Below are 21,065 nucleotides of genomic sequence, written 5' to 3' on the forward strand. Positions count from 1 at the left end.
TATTCATTTCCCTGGGTAAAAATTTAAAGGTTCCCGCGAGGCTGCGGTGGAAGTGTTCGCTCCCGATGACATGCTTCCCGACTATTTATGCAAGCTGTCCAGGGGGCTGCGTTTCAGACGCTTATTTTTGAGAGTACAGCTAGTGCAAAAAATCGACGTCTTTTCCCTGTTTGTCGCCATGACACTCAACTTATCCATCATGGCAGTGGCGCTGCCTTATTTCATGGGCCGGGTGAATCGTGCCGCGCGGTACGCGCAAACCGGGGTCGTGCTGCAAACAGCTGGCTGGATTTGCCTGTTTTCGTCGAGCACCTTCGAACGAGGTGGATGGGCCGACCATCTGCTATCGACTCTCGCGATGGGCTGTGTTTCGAGTGGCATGGTGTTCAACGCCATGGCTTTTCAAATATGGTGCGGCCGCAAGGTAAGCGTGCGCGCACCGATCGCCATTGCCGTATTAATGACTGTCGGCTACAGCATCGGTTTTTCCGATTATCCGTTCCGGGTGGGGTGGGCCAACGCCCTACTGGCCTTGCAGATCGCCACGGTAGTGGTTGAGCTATGTCGGCCGCCGCAGGTGGCAGTCGGACGCTGGCGCTGGCTCTTGGCCATTTGTCTCACCATACAAATGATAGTGTTGGCCTGCCGGGCCGTGCTTGGTGCGTTTTACACCGCCGAGTTCCCGAATTTCTTTGGACCGTATCTGGTCAACCAAGTGTTTGCATTGTCGTCGAATTCGATGATGGTGATGTCGGTGGTGGCCATCCTCCTGGCTCACCGCGACGAAGCGGCCCGCGAACTGGAACGGCTGGCCATGCTGGACGGCCTGACTGGTGCATTGAATCGTCGCGCCTGGCTGCTACAGTCCGGCATCGACCTCGCTAGCAGCGTGCGTTACCGGCAGCCCATTGGCCTGTTGATGCTTGATCTCGACTATTTTAAGCAAATCAACGACACGCACGGCCATGCCGTTGGCGACCACGCACTCCAACTTTTCGTGACCGGATTACGAGCAGTCAGCCGCGCCGGTGACGTGTTCTGCCGTTATGGCGGTGAGGAATTCTGTGTCCTGCTCAAATGCGCCGACTTTGCCTCGGTGATGGCGTACGATCAACGCATGCGCCAGTGGCTGGCAGAGCACTCCCCCCAAGAGTTGGGATTCAAGCTTTCTTATAGCGCCGGCATTGCCATGCGCGTGCACGAGGGCGACACCATCGACACCATGCTACAACGAGCCGACGTAGCCCTGTACGAAGCTAAGTCGCAAGGACGTGGCTGCACGCTTGCCAGCTCGATGCGGCTCAGCGCCTAAGTCGTCCACCTGTGCTATCCCTAACAGCATAGCGAGACAGGTGATATATACCCAAAGGCGCGGTCAGCCCTTGCTCTTCTCTATCTTCATTTTGCGCAGCAGCTTGGCCAAACCTGCGCCATGCACCAGACGCATCTTGTTCTCTACCGCAAACTGCATCGCATTCTGGGTGAAATCGCCAGCAGTGATATAGAAGCAATCGTGCGCGGCCTTGGCTTCTTTCGCTTTGCACAAATCACGCAAAGGCTCGACGCCGGTACTTGCTGCCTTCCAGCGTTTGCAACTCACAAGCGCAGTACGTCCCTCGCTCGTGATGGAGAAATCAGCTTCTGGCAAATCGATGCGCTTGACGACAAAGCCATCTTTTTCCAAAGCCTTTTCGATCTCCACCGAAAAATCGCGCCATGACATCGCACGTACAGCAGTCAATATTTCTGCCACACGTGCATTACTCGGCTTACCCCACTGGCGCCACAAAGCCATCATGCTCACGATCAGGAAAGGCATACCGGCAAACACGCCATAACCCACGTACTTGGGCGGCATAATGGCCACTGCAATCAAGGCAATTGCAAGCGCTATCGCAGCACTAACCCACCACGGCGAGCGCAGCAGCAAGGCAAAGATCGAATTTTGAGCCATTTTGAATTTCACACGTCACCTCATAGTTTTCTTTGGCACGCATAATAACGCAGTTCGATTGTGCGACCGAGATTCGCTCCTTCGTTACACAAGACAATCTTGTTGATACATCATCTTCGAATCTCTCTGGCCAACTAACAGGAGCATGAACAGAAACCGGTTCCGATGTAAGCTTGAGCCTTGCTTAAGCTGATCGGTACCCTTGCATGAAAAATGACATTGCTCCCCTCACCTACAAAGACCGTATTCACCAGGAACTGGACAAACTCGGCATCTCGTTGGAATTGATTGCGCAGAAGCAATTGCCTTTTTATGCAGAAGCGGAGGAGCTGACCATCGCCGAGACAGATGCCGATGGCCGCGAATACCAGATGACGCCAGCCACCGCGCAGGCGTGGGCCGCGATGAAGCAAGCTGCTGCGCAAGATGGTGTCGTACTGGAAGTGGTTTCTGCTTTTCGCTCCATTGAACGTCAGATAGCGATCATTCAATACAAGCTGGATCGCTACATGCCAATGGAAAAAATCCTGACGCTGAGCGCGCCACCCGGCTATAGCGAACATCACACCGGCCGCGCCATTGATATCAATACACCGGGCTGTATGGCGACCGAAGAAGAGTTTCAGGATACTGAAGCATTCCGCTGGTTAAGCACCCATGCGAATCGCTTCGGCTTTACCTTGTCTTACCCACGCGATAACACGTTGGGTTTCATTTACGAACCTTGGCATTGGTGTTTTCAGCCGTCTGAAACAAATACACAAACTGAATAAATCAATTCCGCTCGCATCCATATCTCTACATCTTCTGCTGCAAAAACTCCAGGAAGCAACTGATGCGTCGTGAGAGCTGCGTATTGCGGTAGTAGACCGCGTGGATGGGACGACGATAACCGGTATAGGCGTTTTCCAGCACGCGCACCAAACGACCGGCAGCAATATCTTCTTTCGTCATGAAGTCAGACAGGCAAACGATGCCTTGTCCGGCCACAGCCAACGCACGCAAGGTCTCACCGCTGGACGCAAACATCACAGGACTGACAGTAAAAGTTTCACCGCCCTCATGTCGTAACGGCCAGGTATTACCCAGTTCGTATTGCAGGAAGCCCAAGGTTTGATGCGCAGCCAGATCTTCCGGTTTCTGTGGCACACCGTGTTGCTTAAGATAAGCAGGACTGGCCAGAATCGCCATCGCACTTGGGCGCAATGGGCGGGCATGCAACGTGGAGTCAGCTAACTCACCGACACGGATAGCAATATCGGTACGATGCTCCAATAGATCGGCGATCTGATCATTGCTCGTCAGCTCCAGCGTGATCTCCGGATACAAGGTGCGGAACTCGCCTACATGCGGCACTATCGCATGCAGAATAAATGGCGATGCCGCATCGATACGCAAACGCCCGCTCGGCCTTTGGCGACGCACGCGTATGGATTCCTCCGCCTCATCCATCGCGGCCAGGATGGTCCTCGCCTGTTTCAGCAATAGCTGACCTTCATCAGTCAGCTCCATTCGGCGCGTGGTGCGCGTCAGCAAGGTGGTCGCCAGTTTTTCTTCCAAACGTGACAAAGCACGGCTCACTGCCGACGTGGTTTGCCCCAGATGCTGAGCCGCAGCGCCCAAAGTGCCGCTGTCGATGACAGCGACAAAGGTCTTCAAATCGTCTGAATTAATGTCCATTGTTGAATTTAAAGCAAATATTATTTGATAGTACAGCTATTTTTCTCAACAATAAATGCCTGCATAGTGTGGTCATCTGCTTTCAAGCACATGTTTGAAACCGTATCGGAACATCATCAACTTGCGGTGAATGCAGCAGTCAACCAATAAAAAGGACACATCATGAAGATATTCGTTACAGGCGCAGCAGGCTATATCGGCGGTTCAGTCGCAGCACGTTTGCTGAAGGAAGGTCATACAGTGCGCGGTCTGGTACGCAAGCAGGACCAAGCAGATCGCATCAAACAACTCGGCATAGAACCAGTCATCGGCACCTTGGAAGATGCTGAACTCCTGGCGCGTGAAGCCAAGCAAGCCGATGCAGTCATCAATGCCGCCAGCTCCGATCATCGCGCCTCGGTGGAAGCGATGCTGGATGCGCTGGCCGGCTCCGGCAAAGCGTTTATTCATACCAGTGGCTCCAGCGTGGTCGGCGACGATGCACGCGGCGAATGGAAGTCAGACAAGGTCTATGCGGAAGACACACCAGTTACCGTCGTACCAGAAAAAGCAGCCCGTGCCTCGCTAGACAAACTGATCCGTGATGCAGCACAACGCGGCGTACGTTCCGTCATTCTGTGCAATACGATGATCTACGGCACCGGCCTCGGCGCCAGTGCGAACAGCGTGCAGATCCCGCCACTGGTCGCACAAGCGCAGAAGAGCGGCATCGCACGTTACGTCGGACAAGGCGTCAACGTCTGGTCCAACGTCCATATCAAGGATGTGGTCGAGCTGTATCTGCTCGCATTGAAAAACGCACCAGCCGGTTCATTCTATTTTGTAGAAAACGGCGAAGCATCGTATGCCGACATCGTCACTGCCATCGCCAAACGTTTGAATCTGGGCGCGCCGCAATCATGGCCAGTGGACGAAGCCATCAAAGAATGGGGTTTCGGTCATGCTGTGTATTCCTTCGGCTCCAACAGCCGCGTCACCGCTGATTTGGCGCGCAAGGAATTGGGTTGGAAGCCGACGCATACTTCGGTCTTCGACTGGATCACAAACGATATGAAGGTTTAAGCAAAGCAGCTTGCAGGCTAATCCTTCAATTGCTCCAAGCGCTGACGTAAAAAATCACGCAAGCTGACCACGGCAGGCGACAGCATCAGACGATGCGCGCATACCAGGTTCAGCGGAGCAAGCTCGCCCTGATAGTCGACCAACGCGGCTATCAGGCGACCTTTCTTTAAATCCTGGCTAATATCCAGTCGCGATTTATACGCCAATCCATTCCCCGCAATCGCCCAACGCCGCACCAGATCGCCATCGTCGCTGACTCTATCGCCGTGCACGGTCACTGCCTCCATCTTCTTGTTGCGATGAAAAGACCAGCGTTCATGTACCGTTTCTCCCAACACAAAACGCAAACAGTTATGCGCCTGCAGGTCAGCGAGTTTTTTCGGAGCTGCATGCTTCTTGAAATAATTCGGCGACGCACACAAGACACGACGATTGTCCGGTGCCAACGGCAAAGCCACCATGCCGGAATCTTCCGGTTCGCCATAACGTATTGCTACATCGATAGTCTGTCGGTACAGATCCGCCAAGCGATCACTGATGCGTATGCGGAATCGAATGCCGGGATGCAATGTCTGAAATTCATCCAGCCACGGCAACATCACATTGCGCCCCAGATCCGATGGGATAGATAAATTCAAATCACCACTAATCGATTGCGTATCACGCGCCACGCTAGCTGCGCCCTCTTCCAATGCCAGCAGCACCTCGCGTGCATGCACCAGATAACGTTCGCCATCTGTCGTCAGACGCAGGCTACGTGTCGAGCGCACAAACAGGCGCGCACCCAATGCCGTCTCCAAACGTTTGAGCGCAGCACTCGCAGCAGCAGGTGCCATATCCAATTCACGCGCGGCAGCAGACAAGCCGCCGCAATCGGCGGCGCGGACAAACAACATCAAATCCTCGATACGCGGTATTTTCATTTTATTTTTGAAAGTGATAGTTGATTCAACGTATTTTCAATAAAGAGAATATAGCGGAAACTGCACGCATAGTGCTGACAAGTCAGAAGTCGCCAGCCAACCATTTCAAAAAGGAAGATTCAAATGAAAGCCATCGCATACAAAAAGGCATTGCCGATCAGCGACGACAACGCACTGCTCGACGTTACGTTGCCAGATCCAATCGCAACGGGACGCGACCTGCTGATTGAAGTCAAAGCGATTTCAGTTAATCCCGTCGACGTCAAAGTACGCAGCAGCGCCAACCCACCGGACGGTGAATACAAAGTCATTGGCTGGGATGCCGCCGGTGTCGTGCGTGCAGTCGGCGATGGCGTCACCTTGTTCAAACCGGGTGATCGCGTTTTTTATGCAGGTTCGCTGACGCGTCCCGGCACCAATAGTGAATTGCATCTGGTCGATGAACGCATCGTCGGCCGCATGCCGGGATCGCACACTTTTGCAAAAGCTGCGGCATTGCCATTGACGTCCATCACTGCATGGGAATTGCTGTTCGACCGTCTTGGCATCACACCGCAATCAACGGGTGCGCTGCTCGTCATCGGTGCTGCTGGCGGCGTTGGTTCTATCCTCGTCCAACTGGCGCGCAAGTTAACCGGCCTCACCGTTATTGGGACCGCATCACGTCCGGAAACTGAACAATGGGTACGCAACCTGGGCGCGCATCACGTTATCGACCACTCCCAACCTTTATCGAAAGAGCTGAAAAAAATCGGCATCGATAACGTGCAATATGTCGCCAGCTTGAACCAGACCGATCAGCATTTTGCCGAGATCGTTGAGTCGATTGCGCCTCAAGGAAAATTTGCATTGATCGATGATCCGGCATCACTCGACGTCGTGAAGTTGAAGCGCAAGAGCATATCCTTGCATTGGGAATTCATGTTCACCCGCTCCATGTTCGCGACACCCGACATGCGAAAGCAGCACGACTTGCTGAATGAAATCGCCCGCCTGATAGACGCCGGTACAATCAAGACCACGATCGCGGAAAACTTCGGCACCATCAACGCTGCAAACTTGCGTCGTGCACATACGCTTTTGGAAAGCAATACCTCTAAAGGAAAAATCGTACTCGAAGGATTCTGAAGAAATTTTAAGAAATGAAAAAAGATCCGCATCGATCTTCGTCTTCATAAAAAGATAGAACGATCTGTCTTTTTCGAGCGATTTTAAAGTATCAAAAAAACAAGCATCCGCTAGCTACGGATGCTTTTTTTACGCCATTTACGCACGTATTTTTCGCTAAATAATTCATCAATAAAATCTAAATTTTCTTTCGAAAATTTCTTCTTTTTTTACTCTGAAAAATTCTATTTCTACTTATCGAACTGCCTATTGATATAGCAGTCTGTACACAAGAGAAATATTCGCATCATCCTCCTTTTCTTCAATAAAAAAGCTGCCAAAAACCGCCATGCATGGCTGTCTGAAGTAGACAAGGTTTTGTCGTAAAGAAAAAAGTTGCGCGACCTATTATCAATCCAATCCAAATGAAACCAGACAAGCGCTGGCGCAAATGGATTAACCCGACTGACAGATATCGGAATCACTTTTTTGATGATCTCTGTCAGCCGGGACCATACGAACGAGACATCAAGGTACTGACACCCACCATATTCAGGAGAATCAAAAATGAAACGTCACATCATTGCAGTAGCCATTACATCAATGTTCGCTGTCGCAGCATTTGCTGGTGGTAATGGCCCACCTCCTCCATCACACATGCCAACGACAACAGCTGGTGTAAGTGCCGTTTCAACTGGCGGCAATGGCGGCGGCGGCGGTAGCGCAACCTCAGGAAATGTCACTGGCGGCGCAACCAACGGGGGCAATGCCAGCGGTGGCAATGCCTTTCAAATCAACAACGGTGGTCCAGCAAACACAGGCGGCAACTTTACGGCCACAGGCAGTACCAATTCAACCGGCGGTGCAACCGCAGCCAACACCAGTAGCAACGCAAGCGGTAGCGGCGGCGGCAGTTGGGGTCATAAAGGTAGTGGCGCTAAATCGGGACCAGCAGGCACGACGCAGGGCCTCAACGGTAATTCTGTGGCCGTAGGCGGACAAACAAATGCCTCCACCGGTGATGCCAGCTCAGGCAGCAATAACGGCAACTACGCTGGCGATGGAAAATCGGTAACGATAGGTGGCGATACCAAGAGCGGTGCAGCATTCGGCGGCAATGGCGGCGCTGGCGGCAACTCTGGTGCTGCTGCATTTTCGCTTTCCCATTAGTCGTTACGCAACCGACTACTGCTAAGGCAATCCGAAAGACAGGGGGAGAGCAATCTCTCTCCCTGAATTTCAAGAAACATAATGTGATGGAGTCGCCATGAAAAGCAAAATTCTAGGTGTGCTGGCAGCCTCAATGTTCTTCGCCTTGCCAGCGTGGTCGGGAAACATGCATAACGGCTCCGGTTCCGGTTCATCTTCATCGTCCTCCGCAACAGGTGGCGCAGGTGGCGCAGGTGGTTCAGCAACCGGCGGTTCAGCCACTGGTGGCTCTGCAACAGGTGGTTCTGGCGGCGCATCGAATGTAAACGTTTCAGTGAATTCAGGTTCTGGTAGCGGCGCATCACCAGCCGCAGTCGGACCAGTAGGTGCTCCCGGCAGCAGTGCCAACAATACGATGGCTACAGTCGATTACGGTGGCAGCTATACCGTCAAAAACGTACCTAGCACGATTGCACCAGCATTGACGACCACACTTTCCGACACTTGCATGGGATCAGTATCGGCTGGTATATCAGCCGTTGGCTGGGGTCTGTCAGGTGGTACGACTATGGTTGATGAAGCGTGCGTACGTCGTCTTGATTCACGTGAATTCCGTGCGATGGGATTAAATGATGTAGCACTCGCACTGCTATGCCAAAGCCCTGCCAATCGCAAAGCTGTTGAAGCAACTGGACGCACTTGTCCAGGCACGCAACCAGCTCAAGCAAAAGCTCCGGAACAAGGTGTAACAACCTATTCAGTCAACTCGCCACAATCGTCCGATGAATATACCGATCCTATCGTTCGCAGACGTATGGGACTGCCTGATTTATCAGCAACAAAATGAGATCTACTTTTCCGACGGTGTTGATGCGATAGAGAAAAGAAAGCAAAGGTCATGCGATGAAGAAAGCAATAACCAGCGATCAAATCGCAGCAGCCTTGAAACAAGAGGAATTGGGCATGCCATTGAAAGATGTGATTCGACAAGCAGGTGTATCCGAACACACTTTTCTTGACTGGAAGAAACGTTATAGCGTCATGCCCGGCTTCCCTCATGATTTGAAATGTCTGCAAGAAGAGAACATCAAGTTGAAACAAATCGTCGCTGAACTTGCTTTGGAAAATGCGCGTTTGAGAGACAAATTAAAAGAAAAATGACCATCCGAAATAACAGTTTAATGACAGTGTCATGAAAATTTAAAGGCACTGTCATCAAGCTTTTGAAAATGCAGAAATTAAATATTTTCTTTAAGCACATTTTAAGTTTGTAGTCGCAGCATCAGTATTAGACAGCGCCGATATTTTCTTTGAAACAATATGTTTCCCTGAAGAAATGAGCGCTCGATCAGCAAGCGATGGTAATAAAAATAGCAGCTTGATTGGAGATAAAAATGGAACGGATGTCCTTCAAAATGCCGGCTCTGACCGACAACAAAAGATCCATCAAACATGTAGGCATTATTGTTTTCGAAGGGGTGATATTGGCGGACGTTATCGGCGCAGCAGATGTATTCGGCGTTGGTGACAAATTGATCTCTTCCGTCTTTGCTGGCGAGACAGGTTATGCAATCTCCTTGTTATCGCTGTACGGCGGCATCGTACGATCTTCTGCCTCTGTCGAGATCATGACCTTGCCATTAACCTCCCATGATCCACAGTCATTTGATACCTTGCTGATCGCGAGTGGAACAGGCAATTTCAATGCATATCTCGAACCAGGCTTGATCGAATGGCTGCAAAAAGCGAAAAATAAAGTTCGCCGCATAGGCGCGATATGCACAGGCGTATTTGTCATGGCAGCCGCTGGCTTGCTTGACAATCGTCGTGCCACTACACATTGGGCTCTACAGGACAAGTTGATACACGAATTCCCGCAGATCAAGGTAGAACGAGAAGCGATGATGACGGAAGACGATGGGATTTTTACCGCTAGTGATGTCGGCATGGCTTCAGACATGGCACTCAGTTTTCTCGAAAACGACCTTGGTGTCAGCGTTGCCAAACGCGTCGCAGACAGTCTGGTTGTTTGTCAGCGTCGCCGCGACAACCCAACGGCAGTTCGTCCAGTGCGCTTAACTGAAACCTGCAAGAACAATAAAATCCAGCAAGCATCACGCTGGTTTATTGATCACATGGCAGAGCCGATCAACATCATTAACGCAGCTAATTTTGTATCGATGAGCGAGCGGAATTTTCAGCGTCAGTTCAAACGAGAGACTGGATGGACGCCACATGAATTTTTGTTACACCTCAGACTAGAGGCTGTACGACAGCAATTGACCGAAACGGATTTACCAGTCGATAAAATTGCTCGGCGCTGTGGTTTTTTAAATGGCGAACACGTATCAAAATTATTCCGAAAACATCTCTCGATTTCTCCTTGCGAATACCGCAGAAACGAAAGATCTGTACAAAAACAATTACTCTCTACGACACCACCGCAAGAACATCAATATGATGTCAGCCATCATCCTTGCGAATCGCCACAGCCAACAGCATCGTGTTCAATAAGATATTGAACTGCTGCCTGCCGTGACGTTTCTGGTACTGCTCAAACTAATTGAGTAATGATAAACGCGTTATTTCAACGCGCCGAATACCTTGCCCAGAATTGCGCTACCGGAACCAACAGGATCAGCACGAATGGCTTTTTCTTCCTCGGCGATCATTGTGTACAAGCCATCCAGTGCGCGCTTGGTTACGTAACCTTCTACGGTCGTTTCATCTTTCGATACCAAGCCGCTAGAACCAGCCTTACCCATCACAGCGTTGTACTGCGCTGAGAGGCCGTTCTTATCAGTGATCTTCTTCACCACAGGCAGGAATTGCTCGTTCAATGGCGTCGCTGTTTTTTGGCGGAAGAAATCAGTAACTGCGGTATCGCCGCCAGTCAAAATATTTTTAGCATCGGTGACCGACATCGACTTGACTGCATTCAGCAATAAAGGCTTGGCCAGAGAGACTGCAGATTCTGCGGCGTGATTCATCGATACCGTCAGCTCATCCACTTTCTTACCTTGCCCTGTCATGCGCAGGATAGGCATCGCTTTTTCCATCACGCTAGGCACGCCAATTTTTACTTTTGGATTATTCAGAAAACCGTTCTCTACACCCAGTTTGGACACAGCAACTGTGGCACCTTTTTCCAGTGCCGCCTTCACGCCGCTGGATGCATCCGTGTTACTGAGATCACTCAAGGACAAGGCAAAAGCAGCGGAAGCGATCAAGCCCAACGAGACTGTTAGAGCCGTTTTAGAGAAATGATGAATAGACATGGTGCCTCCTCAATAAATAACGATGAATGGAATAATGCACTCTTTTTATTTCAACGACGTGTTGTTTACTGCATTTAAATCATCACGACTACGCACAAAGCTGGCAAAACGTGGAATGCCACTGTCATTCAAACCTCGGTAACGATACGTCACCAAACTACCAATGGGCGGTGGCGCCTCTCTTTGCGCATCGCTCAATCCGGTACCCAGTTTAAAACGTTGTCCTGTTGCTGTCTCTACCAATAATGCACCAAGCCGTCCTTGATGCTTACCTTTTCCCGGCACATAGGCAATAACTTTGGCTTCTGCATCTTCATGCAATTTAACTTTGAGTAAATCATCATTACGTTCAGCACGATACAGCGAAGAGCCACGGTGCAGCATTAATCCTTCTCCTCCCTCCTTCGTCGTCACTTTCAACAACTGCTGCAAAGCACGATGGTCGCTTACCTTGAATTGCTTGACAGCCTGCACCCATGGCAAAGCCAATTTGTTCACCGTGGATTGCAATACAGGCAAACGTTGATCGAAGCTTCCTGCATGTGCAGGTAGATCAAACACCATGAAACGCATTCTGCGCCAGGCAGCATCATCAGGCACTTGACGACGTGCGGTAGAAACCGCCTCAGAGAATTTGCCGCGCCCTGCCCACAACTCGCCGTCTAATGGCATCTTCGGCCAGCCTGCAATAAACCATGCGGGTGGATGAATAAGCTCACCACCACGCGTCAGCAATTTCTCGCCATCCCAATAAGCGCGTATGCCATCGTATTTTTCGCTCACCCAGTAATCGTTCAAATCAACGCCGGGATGATAGGCGTTCGCCAGCATGACGGGAGCGGGATTACTTTGTCCCTGCGCCGATGAGAACGAGGCAAGGAAGACGAAGGCAAGCGCACATACAGCGATGCGCAATATCACCTTCTTTATATGAAAGGAGTCATTTATAGAGTTACTGTAGGAAAAGGCCATTGTGCGTTTGGAAGAAAACATCGTTAAGAAGAGATCACTCTGCATGATCGATATTTACTTAATATTATCGCAACAATCGTTCCTTGGACATTTCGCTGGCATCTCATCCCATTTTGAAGATAGAGGTAACATGAAGCAGCCTAGGCAATAGCCACGAACACCCATCATTAATTAGCTCACAGACCTTTCATATCTTCAACGAAGGATTCAATACCATGAACATCGATCTCTCCGGAAAAACTGCCATCGTCACCGGCTCCACGGCCGGCATCGGTTACGCCATCGCCAAAGGTTTGGCGCAAGCCGGTGCTGAAGTCACCGTCAATGGTCGTACCGCAGCAGCTGTTCAACGTGCTGTCGCTCAATTGAAGGCTGAAGTACCAGAAGCAGAAATTCTGGGGATCGCGGCCGATGTCGGCACCGCAGATGGCTGCGCGATTCTGGTCGAGGCACAACCGGCTACCGATATCTTGGTCAACAATGTCGGCATCTATGGCCCACAGGATTTCTTCGATATTCCGGATGAGGAATGGTCACGTTTCTTCGAAGTGAATGTGATGTCAGGCGTGCGCCTATCCCGCGCTTATCTTCCCGGCATGGTGCAACATCAATGGGGACGTGTGATCTTCCTGTCTTCAGAATCAGCGTTGAACATTCCAGCAGACATGATTCATTATGGCTTCACCAAGACATCGAATCTATCGATCTCGCGCGGCTTGGCCAAACGCGTCGCCGGCACCGGCGTGACCGTCAACGCGATACTGCCCGGCCCTACTTTGTCGGATGGCGTGGAAGCGATGCTGAAAACAGAACAGCTTGCCAGTGGAAAAACGATGGAAGAAACCGCGGCCGCATTCGTGATGAAGCACAGACCTAGCTCCATCATCCAGCGCGCAGCAACCGTGGAAGAAGTGGCAAATCTGGTTGTCTACACCGCATCCATGCAAGCGTCCGCCACAACAGGCGCCGCACTCAGAGTTGATGGTGGCGTAGTCGATACATTGGCTTGATTTAATACTTGAACCAATAAAAATGCCACGCCGACTGGAACTATGCGTTCCAATCGGCGTGGCAACAATGCGACTTTCTGACTTACTGCTTGGCTGCTAGAGCCACACCTTCTTTAGCTGGTATCGGATCCCAACCACCGCCCAGCGCACGTATCAATCCAACCGATGCAACTGCACGCTGACCTGTGCTGCGTATCTTCGAACGTTGTGATGACAAGCTGGAACGCTGCGCATCAATCACTTCGAAATAACTGGCCGAACCATAGCGATAACGTGAGTCAGCCAGACGCGTTGCGAGCTGTGCCGATTTGACCGCTTGATCTTCAAATTGAATCTGTCTATCCAGCGTGCGCAATGCACTCAGGTTATCTTCAACATCCTGAAAACCGACCAATACTTGCTGTCTATAGTTGGCAACCAGTGCTTCGTAATTGGCATCCGCACGTTCCAGATTCGAGCGATTACGGCCACCATCGAACAGCGGCATGCTCAACATGGTGCCGACCACAGGTCCCAACATCCAGCTACGGCTGGACCATTTGAACAAATCGCGTAACTCATTCGATTCGTAACCAGCAGATCCTGTCAGCAACAGTTTCGGAAAGAATGCCGCCTTCGCTGCACCTATACGTGCACTGGATGCAGCCAGTTGACGCTGTGCCTGTGCAATATCAGGACGACGCTCCAGCAGATCGGATGGCAAGCCAGCCGGCACATTGACGATAGGTGCGGCCAATGGTGCCACTGCCAAAGTGAATTCGGCCGGAGCCTTGCCGAGCAAAATCGCCAGCGCGTGATCACGTTGCGCACGTTGACGCTTCACGCCTTCCAACTCGGCGCTGGTGGTTGCCCATTCCGTCTTGGCCTGCGCGACATCCAGCTCACTGGTATCACCGGCATCGAATCTGCGCTGCGTCAGATCCAATGCTTCCTGCCGCAAAGCGACCGTTTTCTGCAATACATCCAACTCGGAATCCAGCGAACGTATCGTGAAGTATTGCTGCGCCACGTCGGACTGCAAAGCCAGCAAGACCGAGCGATACGCCGCTTCCTGCCCTTGTGCATCCAGTCTGGCTGCACGACTCGCGTCGGACAAGCGACCAAACAGATCAACTTCATAAGAGAAGCTCAAAGGTGCGCTGTACTGCGTAGAGATCGATTGGCTGTTGCCGGTACGTGTAGGGCCGACACCAACATCCACTTGCACGCCGCGATCAGCATTAACGACGCCCGCAGCAGCACGTGCATCTTTCACACGCGCCAGAGCCATCGCCAGATTCAAGTTCGCGTTGCTGGCTTCCACAATCAGGGCACTCAAATTGTCATCGCCAAACACTACCCACCATTCGCCTCTGTCTTTGCTATCGGCCGGCATAGCCAGCTTCCATGCGCCATCCAGTGCTTCTGCCTGTTCACGATATTGCGTAGGCAAATCCAGTTTCAGTTGCTCTGGTGGTTTGGCCGTCGAGCAACCGGCCAACACCAGCGCAGCTACCAGCGTGGTCAGGGATAAATTAAATTTCGTCATCATTACACCTCGTAATTGTGCGGAGTATCCGCTACGGCTACAGGATGCGGATGGGCGACATAGGCCTCACTTTCCGCTTCCTTCTTGCGCGTAAATTTCTTTTCCAGCGTGCGCAACAGCACATAGAAGATAGGCGTCAGGAACAGACCGAATGCCGTCACACCTATCATCCCGGAGAACACTGCCACACCCATCGCATGACGCATCTCGGCACCGGCACCAGACGACATAATCAGCGGTACCACACCGGCGATAAACGCAATCGATGTCATCAGGATAGGACGCAGACGCAAGCGAGCTGCTTCTATCGCTGCTGCATAGGTTTCACGTCCTTGATGCTCCAGCTCACGCGCAAATTCGACAATCAAAATCGCGTTCTTACAGGCTAGCCCCACCAGCACAATCAAACTGATTTGCGTGAAGATGTTGTTGTCACCACCAGTCAACCAGACACCGAAGATGGCAGACAACAAGCCCATAGGTACGATCAGCAAGACCGCCAATGGCAGAGCCAAACTTTCGTATTGCGCAGCCAGCACGAAGAACACCAAGAGCATCGCCAATGGCAGGATCACGAACAGCGTATCACCGGCGATCTTGTCCTGGTAAGTGATCTCTGTCCATTCGTAGCTGATGCCGCGTGGCAGGGTTTCTGCCAGCAAACGCTCCACTACTGCCTGTGCCTGACCGGTACTGTAACCAGGAGCCGGACCGCCATTGACGTCAGCTGCCGGGAAACCGTTGTAGCGGATGAATTGATCAGGGCCATAGCTCTGCGTCATTTTCAAGACCGATGACAGCGGCACCATTTCGCCATTCTTGTTACGCGCTTTCAATAAACCGATATCTTCAGCATGCGCACGGAAAGGTGCATCTGCCTGTACTCGCACTTGGAAGGTACGACCGAATTTATTGAAGTCATTCACGTACAAGGAACCCAGGTAAATCTGCAAGGCATCGAATACCGATGGCACCGACAGGCCGAGTTGCTGCGCACGGGTACGATCAAGATTCGCATACAGTTGCGGCACATTGATCTGATAGCTGGAGAACATACCGGCCAGTTCTGGTGCTTGATAAGCTTTCGCGAGGAAGGCCTTCAATGCATCATTCAATGCTTCTTTACCCAAAGCGCCGCGATCCTGGATTTGCAGCTTGAAGCCGCCGATGGTACCCAGACCCTGCACCGGTGGTGGCGGGAACATCGCAATGTATGCACCTTTGATGCCGGACATTTGCTGGTTCAGCTTTTGTGCAATCGCCGGACCACTCAAGTCTTTGCTCTTGCGTTCTTCAAACGGTTTGAGCGTGACAAACACGATGCCTGAACTTGGGCTGTTGACGAAACCATTGATCGACAAGCCAGGGAAAGCCACTGCCGATTCAACGCCCGGTGTCTTCATACTGATCTCGGACATTTGACGGATCACTTCTTCGGTACGATCCAGCGAAGCTGCATCCGGCAATTGCGCAAAACCAACCAGATACTGCTTGTCCTGGCCCGGAATGAAGCCGGCCGGTACATGATGGAAGAGGAACATGGTCGCGCCGATCAGCACTGCGTACACTGCCAGTGCAGCCGATTTCCGTTTCAGGATGCCGGTCACGCCACCGCCGTATTTTTCCGAACCGCGATGGAATACCTTGTTGAAGCGCACGAAGAACCAGCCGAACAGGCGGTCAATCGCCAACTGGAATTTGTCTTTAGGTGCGCCATGGCTCTTCAATAACAAGGCAGCCAAAGCCGGAGACAAAGTCAGCGAGTTGAAGGCCGAGATCACGGTCGAAATCGCAATCGTCAAGGCAAACTGTTTGAAGAACTGACCAGTCAAACCGCTGACGAAAGCCAATGGCACAAACACTGCCGACAAGGTCAACGCAATCGCCACAATCGGCCCCGACACTTCACGCATCGCCTTATACGTTGCTTCACGTGCCGTCAGGCCGTCTTCAATATTCCGCTCGACGTTTTCCACCACCACGATCGCATCATCGACCACGATACCGATCGCCAGCACCAGCCCGAACAGACTGAGCGCATTGATCGAAAAACCGAGGCCCATCATCACTGCAAAAGTACCGATCACCGATACCGGCACCGCCAGCAATGGAATGATGGAAGCGCGCCAGGTTTGCAGGAAGATAATCACGACAATCACAACCAGCAGGATGGCTTCCAGCAAGGTATGCACCACCGCTTCAATCGACGCACGCACAAACTGGGTCGGATCGTAAACGATGCTGTAATCGACGCCTTCCGGCATATCCTTTTTCAGCTCGATCATGGTCTTGCGCACATTATTCGAAATATCGAGTGCGTTTGAACCAGGCGACTGGAAAATAGGAATCGCGACGGCCGACTTATTATTCAACAGTGAACGCAAGGCATATTCGCTGGCGCCGAGTTCGACACGGGCAACATCACGCAAACGCGTAACGACGCCATCCGGCGAAGTACGGATCACGATATCGCGGAATTCATCTTCGGTCGTCAGACGACCTTGTGCATTGACGGAGATTTGATAATCGACACCGGGTACCGATGGCGATGCGCCGATCACACCAGCCGCAACATTGACGTTTTGCTGGCGGATCGCATCGACTACATCATTCGCTGACAAGCCACGCTCTGCCACCTTGCGTGGATCAAGCCAGACACGCATTGAGTAATCGCCGGAACCGAACAATTGCACCGCACCGATACCAGGCAAACGAGCCAAACGATCTTTCACGTTCAACACTGCATAGTTACGCAGGTAAGCCATGTCGTATCTGTCATTAGGCGATACCAGATGGACCACCATCGTCAAGTCAGGCGAGCTCTTGGTTGTGGTTACGCCGAGTCGCTGCACGACATCCGGCAAACGCGGCAAGGCCTGGTTGACACGGTTCTGCACCAGTTGCTGCGCCTGATCCGGCGACACGCCCAGTTTGAAAGTAACGGTCAGGGTCATCAGGCCGTCGGAAGTTGCCTGCGACTGCATGTACAACATGCCTTCGACGCCGTTGATCTGTTCTTCAATCGGGGTGGAAACGGTTTCCGCGATGGTTTGCGGATTGGCACCAGGGAAGTTGGCCTTGACCACGACCGATGGCGGCACGACTTCAGGATATTCGGAAATCGGCAGGTTCAGCATCGAGATCAAACCACCGATCAGGATGATGGCCGATAAAACGCCGGCAAAGATGGGGCGATCGATAAAAAATCGAGAGATATTCATTTCAGTTTTTCTTCTTAAATGTGGGGAGCGGAGTCAGCTACTGTCGGGTTCCGATTTAGTTGACTGCGCTGGAAGCTGCCTGCCCTGCCGGCTTCACTGTATTTGCACTGGCCACACGTGCATCCATCTTCACGACTTCCGGTGTAACGGTGTCATTCGGGCGTATGCGTTGCAAGCCGTTGACGACGATGCGCTCATCCTTTTGCAAGCCGCTACGCACGATGCGCAAACCGTCAACGATAGGACCCAGGCTGACCGGACGATAGATCACCTTATTATCGGCACCGACTACCATCACGTATTTCTTGTCCTGATCGGTACCGACTGCCTTGTCGTCAATCAACAAGGCATTCTTCGCGTTTGCATCACCGGTGCGTACCCGTGCATACATGCCTGGTGTCAACGTGCCATCTTCGTTATTGAATACAGCGCGTACACGTATCGTGCCGGAACCGGTATCGAGACGGTTATCGAAAGACTTCACATTGCCGTTGCGCGGATAACCTTCTTCACTGGTCAAGCCGATGGAGACCGGAATCTTGTTGACACCACTATTACCAACCGTGCCATTACCGGCGTAACGAATATAAGTAGGTTCATCGATTTCGAAATTGACATAGACCGGCGATACAGAAACGACGGTAGTCAGCGTCGGTGCAGTCGGGCCAGTCGCAACCAGGTTGCCCACCGTAATTTCTGCACGCGAGACGCGACCAGCTACCGGTGCGGTGATTTCGGTGTATTGCAGGTTCAGGCGTGCAGTCTGTACGGCAGCATCGGCGGCTTTCAGATTGGCATCGGCTTCCTGGTAGGCGTTTTCACGCGTATCCAATTCACGCTGTGCCACCGCACGTTCTTCCAGCAAGCGTTTGGTACGATCCAATTCTGTTTTGGATAAAGCCAAACGTGCAGCGGCACCGGCACGCGCTGCTTCGGCACGCGCAAGTTCGGCTTTATAAGGACGTGGATCGATGGTGAACAGCAAAGCGCCCTTCTTCACCAATTGCCCTTCCTGAAAATGCACGACATCTATCGTGCCGGAAACCCGTGGGCGAATTTCAACACGCTCAACGGCTTCGACGCGACCGGAAAAATCATCCCACTCTGTTACTGAGCGTTCCAACACATTGGCGACTGTTACGCCAACCGCTGCAGGCGCTGCAACTGGCGGTTTTTCTGCGCGACCAGTCAGAGAAATTGTCGCCGCGCCGGCGATGATGAGGATGCCCGCGGCAATCGCGATGGTACTGCGGGAAAAACGTGGTGTAGTTGATACTTTCATTTTCATTCCCTGAAATGTGATCTGCAAAAAGATGATCTGTAAGAAATAATGCTTGCCACTAATTGGCTAATGTTTGAACCGATACATGCGTAAGCATCAACATCGCGATGCAGCTCCCCCGCGGCGAGATGTTTTCAGCGCAGTTATAAAATCGACAAAAAATGCGGATTGCCAGCCAGCATCCGCATTTAGTGGCATCATGTCGGTCTTGTGCATGACTGTTAGCGCTTTGCCGCTACCGATTGCCCAAAGTTACCAAGCGATACCGTCGCACCAGCCAGCACGCCACCACCTGTCAAGGCACTGTCGTAAATCATGTCTTGCAGCGCGTCGTTATGCATCGCAGCAGACAATGCGAAGGTACTGGCAGCAATAATGGTGATTTGATAGAGACGGTTTTTCATTTGGCACACTCGCTTTTGATTACACAGACAAAAAATATTGATAGATAGAAACTGAGACAAAAACCAAAACGGCGTTTTGCCTAAAGCAACGCAATAAAAATATTTCCGATTCATGTCACTTTTATATTTCATAGCGATCGCTATGAAAGTATGATGTGACTGTATATTGCTTGTCTTGAGCTGTCAAGGTGTTTACTATCGATCGCTATGGAAATGGAAAACAAATCCGAAAAGCCGCGCAAAAAAACCGGCCGCCCCCTCTCTTTTGATAGGGAAACGGCTCTGGAGCGCGCAATGTTGGTATTTTGGCGTTATGGCTACGAAGCCGCATCGCTGAGCGAACTGACATCTGCCATGGGCATTACACCGCCCAGCCTGTACGCTGCATTCGGCGACAAGGAACAATTGTTTCTTGAAGCGGTAGAGCGTTATTCAACGAAAAGCTGCGATGCCCTGCAATGCCTGTTTGATGAGGCGCCAACCGCACGCGACGCCATCGAGCGCTTATTGCAAAGCAGTGCCATCGACAATACCTGCCCTAGCCATCCGCCCGGCTGCCTGGTTGTCACGTCCACCACCAATTGCTCCGCCTCGGCCGAACACGTGCAAAGCGCAATGACAGAGCGCCGCGATAACGTGGAAGTCATGATCAAGACCAGAATCGAGCAAGGTATGGCTAAAGGCGAATTGCCACCCGGCACCGATGCCAGCGCCCTCGCCAGTTTTTACGCCACGGTGATACAGGGAATGTCGACGCAAGCCAGAGATACCGGCGATCGAGATAAATTGCTCGCGATTGCTTCTGCCGCAATGCGCGCCTGGCCTGTCACCAAGTAGTACAACGGACTGTTAGTCCCGTCGTTTAGAAATCCATCGAAGACGAACTAGAAAGAAGAGCCTGCCGTTTGCAAAAACGCACGCTCTTCTTCTGTCGTTTCACGTCCCAGAATCGCATTCCGATGCGGAAAGCGACCAAAACGCGCAACGATATCGCGATGCCGAATCGCAAATTGCACAAAGCCGGCAAAGGTTTTTTCTTCTGCAGTCGGTACATCACGCAGCAATTGCTCATATAAAGCTACCGAGCGTTCTTGATGCGCAATGTTCTCGGAGTGTTCGAGCGGAAGATAAAGAAAAACGCGTTCGATAGGTCGCAACGCCTGATCGAAGCCATGATCAAGTCCAATCAGGCTCCATTGCAAAGCCAGAGGATCGAATGCAAAAGAAGTCGACAAGCCGCGATACATATTGCGAGGGAATTGATCTGTCAGCAGAATCAGCGCAAGCAAACCACGTGGCGTCGCTGCCCATATATCCAACTCACCATTCGCTGCTGCCAAAGTAGATTCTTGAAAGCGATCGCTGATCGTCTGATCAACCGCCGTATCCTTGGACCACCAAAGCTTGCTTTGTTGTGCGGCCGCTTTGGCATCGTCCTGGTCCGTGCCAAACCAGAACTCAAGTATCGACGTTATCGTTTCTACCGACATACCTG

The 21,065-nt window shown here is 51.7% G+C and carries 20 protein-coding genes; 10 read left to right on the forward strand and 10 right to left on the reverse strand.

Annotated elements, in window-relative coordinates; translation table 11 throughout:
* Positions 1-142 precede the first annotated feature (142 nt).
* A complete protein-coding gene (locus BQ6873_RS03775) occupies positions 143-1,312 on the forward strand; it encodes a GGDEF domain-containing protein (protein ID WP_083664376.1) in 1,170 nt (389 codons plus the stop codon).
* 63 nt (positions 1,313-1,375) lie between these two features.
* Here BQ6873_RS03775 and BQ6873_RS03780 read toward each other — a convergent pair whose 3' ends face one another.
* A complete protein-coding gene (locus tag BQ6873_RS03780) occupies positions 1,376-1,954 on the reverse strand; it encodes a restriction endonuclease (RefSeq protein ID WP_083664377.1) in 579 nt (192 codons plus the stop codon).
* A 206-nt stretch (positions 1,955-2,160) separates the two neighbouring features.
* Here BQ6873_RS03780 and BQ6873_RS03785 point away from each other — a divergent pair, with 206 nt between their 5' ends.
* Positions 2,161-2,727, forward strand: coding sequence for a M15 family metallopeptidase (locus tag BQ6873_RS03785; RefSeq protein WP_076591458.1), 567 nt, complete (start codon positions 2,161-2,163; stop codon positions 2,725-2,727).
* A 25-nt stretch (positions 2,728-2,752) separates the two neighbouring features.
* Here BQ6873_RS03785 and BQ6873_RS03790 read toward each other — a convergent pair whose 3' ends face one another.
* Positions 2,753-3,634: a LysR substrate-binding domain-containing protein gene (locus BQ6873_RS03790; protein WP_076591459.1), complete on the reverse strand. Its 882-nt coding sequence runs from the start codon at positions 3,632-3,634 to the stop codon at positions 2,753-2,755.
* Between the two features lie 162 nt (positions 3,635-3,796).
* Here BQ6873_RS03790 and BQ6873_RS03795 point away from each other — a divergent pair, with 162 nt between their 5' ends.
* Positions 3,797-4,696 (forward strand): NAD-dependent epimerase/dehydratase family protein, encoded by a 900-nt coding sequence (locus BQ6873_RS03795; RefSeq protein WP_076591460.1) that lies wholly within the window; start codon positions 3,797-3,799, stop codon positions 4,694-4,696.
* A gap of 17 nt (positions 4,697-4,713) precedes the next feature.
* On the opposite strand, the gene BQ6873_RS03800 is transcribed toward BQ6873_RS03795, so the two are convergent.
* Positions 4,714-5,613: a LysR family transcriptional regulator gene (locus BQ6873_RS03800; RefSeq protein ID WP_076593927.1), complete on the reverse strand. Its 900-nt coding sequence runs from the start codon at positions 5,611-5,613 to the stop codon at positions 4,714-4,716.
* Positions 5,614-5,742: 129 nt separating this feature from the next.
* Here BQ6873_RS03800 and BQ6873_RS03805 point away from each other — a divergent pair, with 129 nt between their 5' ends.
* The 5 genes from BQ6873_RS03805 (at position 5,743) to BQ6873_RS03825 (ending at position 10,397) form a co-directional block, all read left to right on the forward strand.
* On the forward strand, positions 5,743-6,747 hold the full coding sequence (locus BQ6873_RS03805) for a zinc-binding alcohol dehydrogenase family protein (RefSeq protein WP_076591461.1): 1,005 nt from the start codon (positions 5,743-5,745) through the stop codon (positions 6,745-6,747).
* A 546-nt stretch (positions 6,748-7,293) separates the two neighbouring features.
* Positions 7,294-7,896 (forward strand): hypothetical protein, encoded by a 603-nt coding sequence (locus BQ6873_RS03810; protein WP_076591462.1) that lies wholly within the window; start codon positions 7,294-7,296, stop codon positions 7,894-7,896.
* A 97-nt stretch (positions 7,897-7,993) separates the two neighbouring features.
* Positions 7,994-8,722, forward strand: a complete 729-nt coding sequence (locus BQ6873_RS17980) for a histidine kinase (protein ID WP_076591463.1) — start codon at positions 7,994-7,996, stop codon at positions 8,720-8,722.
* 56 nt (positions 8,723-8,778) lie between these two features.
* A complete protein-coding gene (locus BQ6873_RS03820) occupies positions 8,779-9,036 on the forward strand; it encodes a transposase (RefSeq protein WP_076591464.1) in 258 nt (85 codons plus the stop codon).
* Between the two features lie 233 nt (positions 9,037-9,269).
* Positions 9,270-10,397: a GlxA family transcriptional regulator gene (locus BQ6873_RS03825; protein WP_231949248.1), complete on the forward strand. Its 1,128-nt coding sequence runs from the start codon at positions 9,270-9,272 to the stop codon at positions 10,395-10,397.
* Positions 10,398-10,457: 60 nt separating this feature from the next.
* Here BQ6873_RS03825 and BQ6873_RS03830 read toward each other — a convergent pair whose 3' ends face one another.
* Both BQ6873_RS03830 and BQ6873_RS03835 read right to left on the reverse strand, forming a co-directional pair.
* Positions 10,458-11,153, reverse strand: a complete 696-nt coding sequence (locus BQ6873_RS03830) for a DUF4197 domain-containing protein (RefSeq protein ID WP_076591465.1) — start codon at positions 11,151-11,153, stop codon at positions 10,458-10,460.
* Between the two features lie 45 nt (positions 11,154-11,198).
* Positions 11,199-12,074 (reverse strand): DNA ligase, encoded by an 876-nt coding sequence (locus BQ6873_RS03835; RefSeq protein ID WP_407928006.1) that lies wholly within the window; start codon positions 12,072-12,074, stop codon positions 11,199-11,201.
* Between the two features lie 266 nt (positions 12,075-12,340).
* Here BQ6873_RS03835 and BQ6873_RS03840 point away from each other — a divergent pair, with 266 nt between their 5' ends.
* Positions 12,341-13,135, forward strand: coding sequence for an SDR family NAD(P)-dependent oxidoreductase (locus BQ6873_RS03840; protein WP_076591466.1), 795 nt, complete (start codon positions 12,341-12,343; stop codon positions 13,133-13,135).
* An 82-nt stretch (positions 13,136-13,217) separates the two neighbouring features.
* Here the strand turns inward: BQ6873_RS03840 and BQ6873_RS03845 are convergent, their stop codons facing one another.
* From BQ6873_RS03845 to BQ6873_RS03860, 4 genes are all read right to left on the reverse strand, one after another.
* The gene (locus BQ6873_RS03845; RefSeq protein WP_076593930.1) at positions 13,218-14,663 is read right to left on the reverse strand and encodes an efflux transporter outer membrane subunit; all 1,446 of its coding nucleotides are present in this window, start codon (positions 14,661-14,663) and stop codon (positions 13,218-13,220) included.
* Positions 14,664-14,665: 2 nt separating this feature from the next.
* On the reverse strand, positions 14,666-17,884 hold the full coding sequence (locus tag BQ6873_RS03850; protein ID WP_076591467.1) for an efflux RND transporter permease subunit: 3,219 nt from the start codon (positions 17,882-17,884) through the stop codon (positions 14,666-14,668).
* A gap of 55 nt (positions 17,885-17,939) precedes the next feature.
* Positions 17,940-19,166 carry an efflux RND transporter periplasmic adaptor subunit gene (locus BQ6873_RS03855; RefSeq protein ID WP_076591468.1) on the reverse strand — a complete coding sequence of 409 codons (1,227 nt, stop codon included), beginning with the start codon at positions 19,164-19,166 and terminating at the stop codon, positions 17,940-17,942.
* 221 nt (positions 19,167-19,387) lie between these two features.
* Complete coding sequence (locus BQ6873_RS03860; RefSeq protein ID WP_076591469.1) at positions 19,388-19,570, reverse strand: hypothetical protein; 183 nt, start codon at positions 19,568-19,570, stop codon at positions 19,388-19,390.
* 294 nt (positions 19,571-19,864) lie between these two features.
* Between BQ6873_RS03860 and BQ6873_RS03865 the strand changes: the two genes are divergently transcribed.
* A complete protein-coding gene (locus tag BQ6873_RS03865) occupies positions 19,865-20,407 on the forward strand; it encodes a TetR/AcrR family transcriptional regulator (protein ID WP_231949261.1) in 543 nt (180 codons plus the stop codon).
* Between the two features lie 47 nt (positions 20,408-20,454).
* Here BQ6873_RS03865 and BQ6873_RS03870 read toward each other — a convergent pair whose 3' ends face one another.
* Positions 20,455-21,060 (reverse strand): DUF924 family protein, encoded by a 606-nt coding sequence (locus BQ6873_RS03870; protein ID WP_076591470.1) that lies wholly within the window; start codon positions 21,058-21,060, stop codon positions 20,455-20,457.
* Positions 21,061-21,065: the final 5 nt, after the last annotated feature.

This window comes from Herminiimonas arsenitoxidans, assembly GCF_900130075.1.
GTDB lineage: Bacteria > Pseudomonadota > Gammaproteobacteria > Burkholderiales > Burkholderiaceae_D > Oxalicibacterium > Oxalicibacterium arsenitoxidans.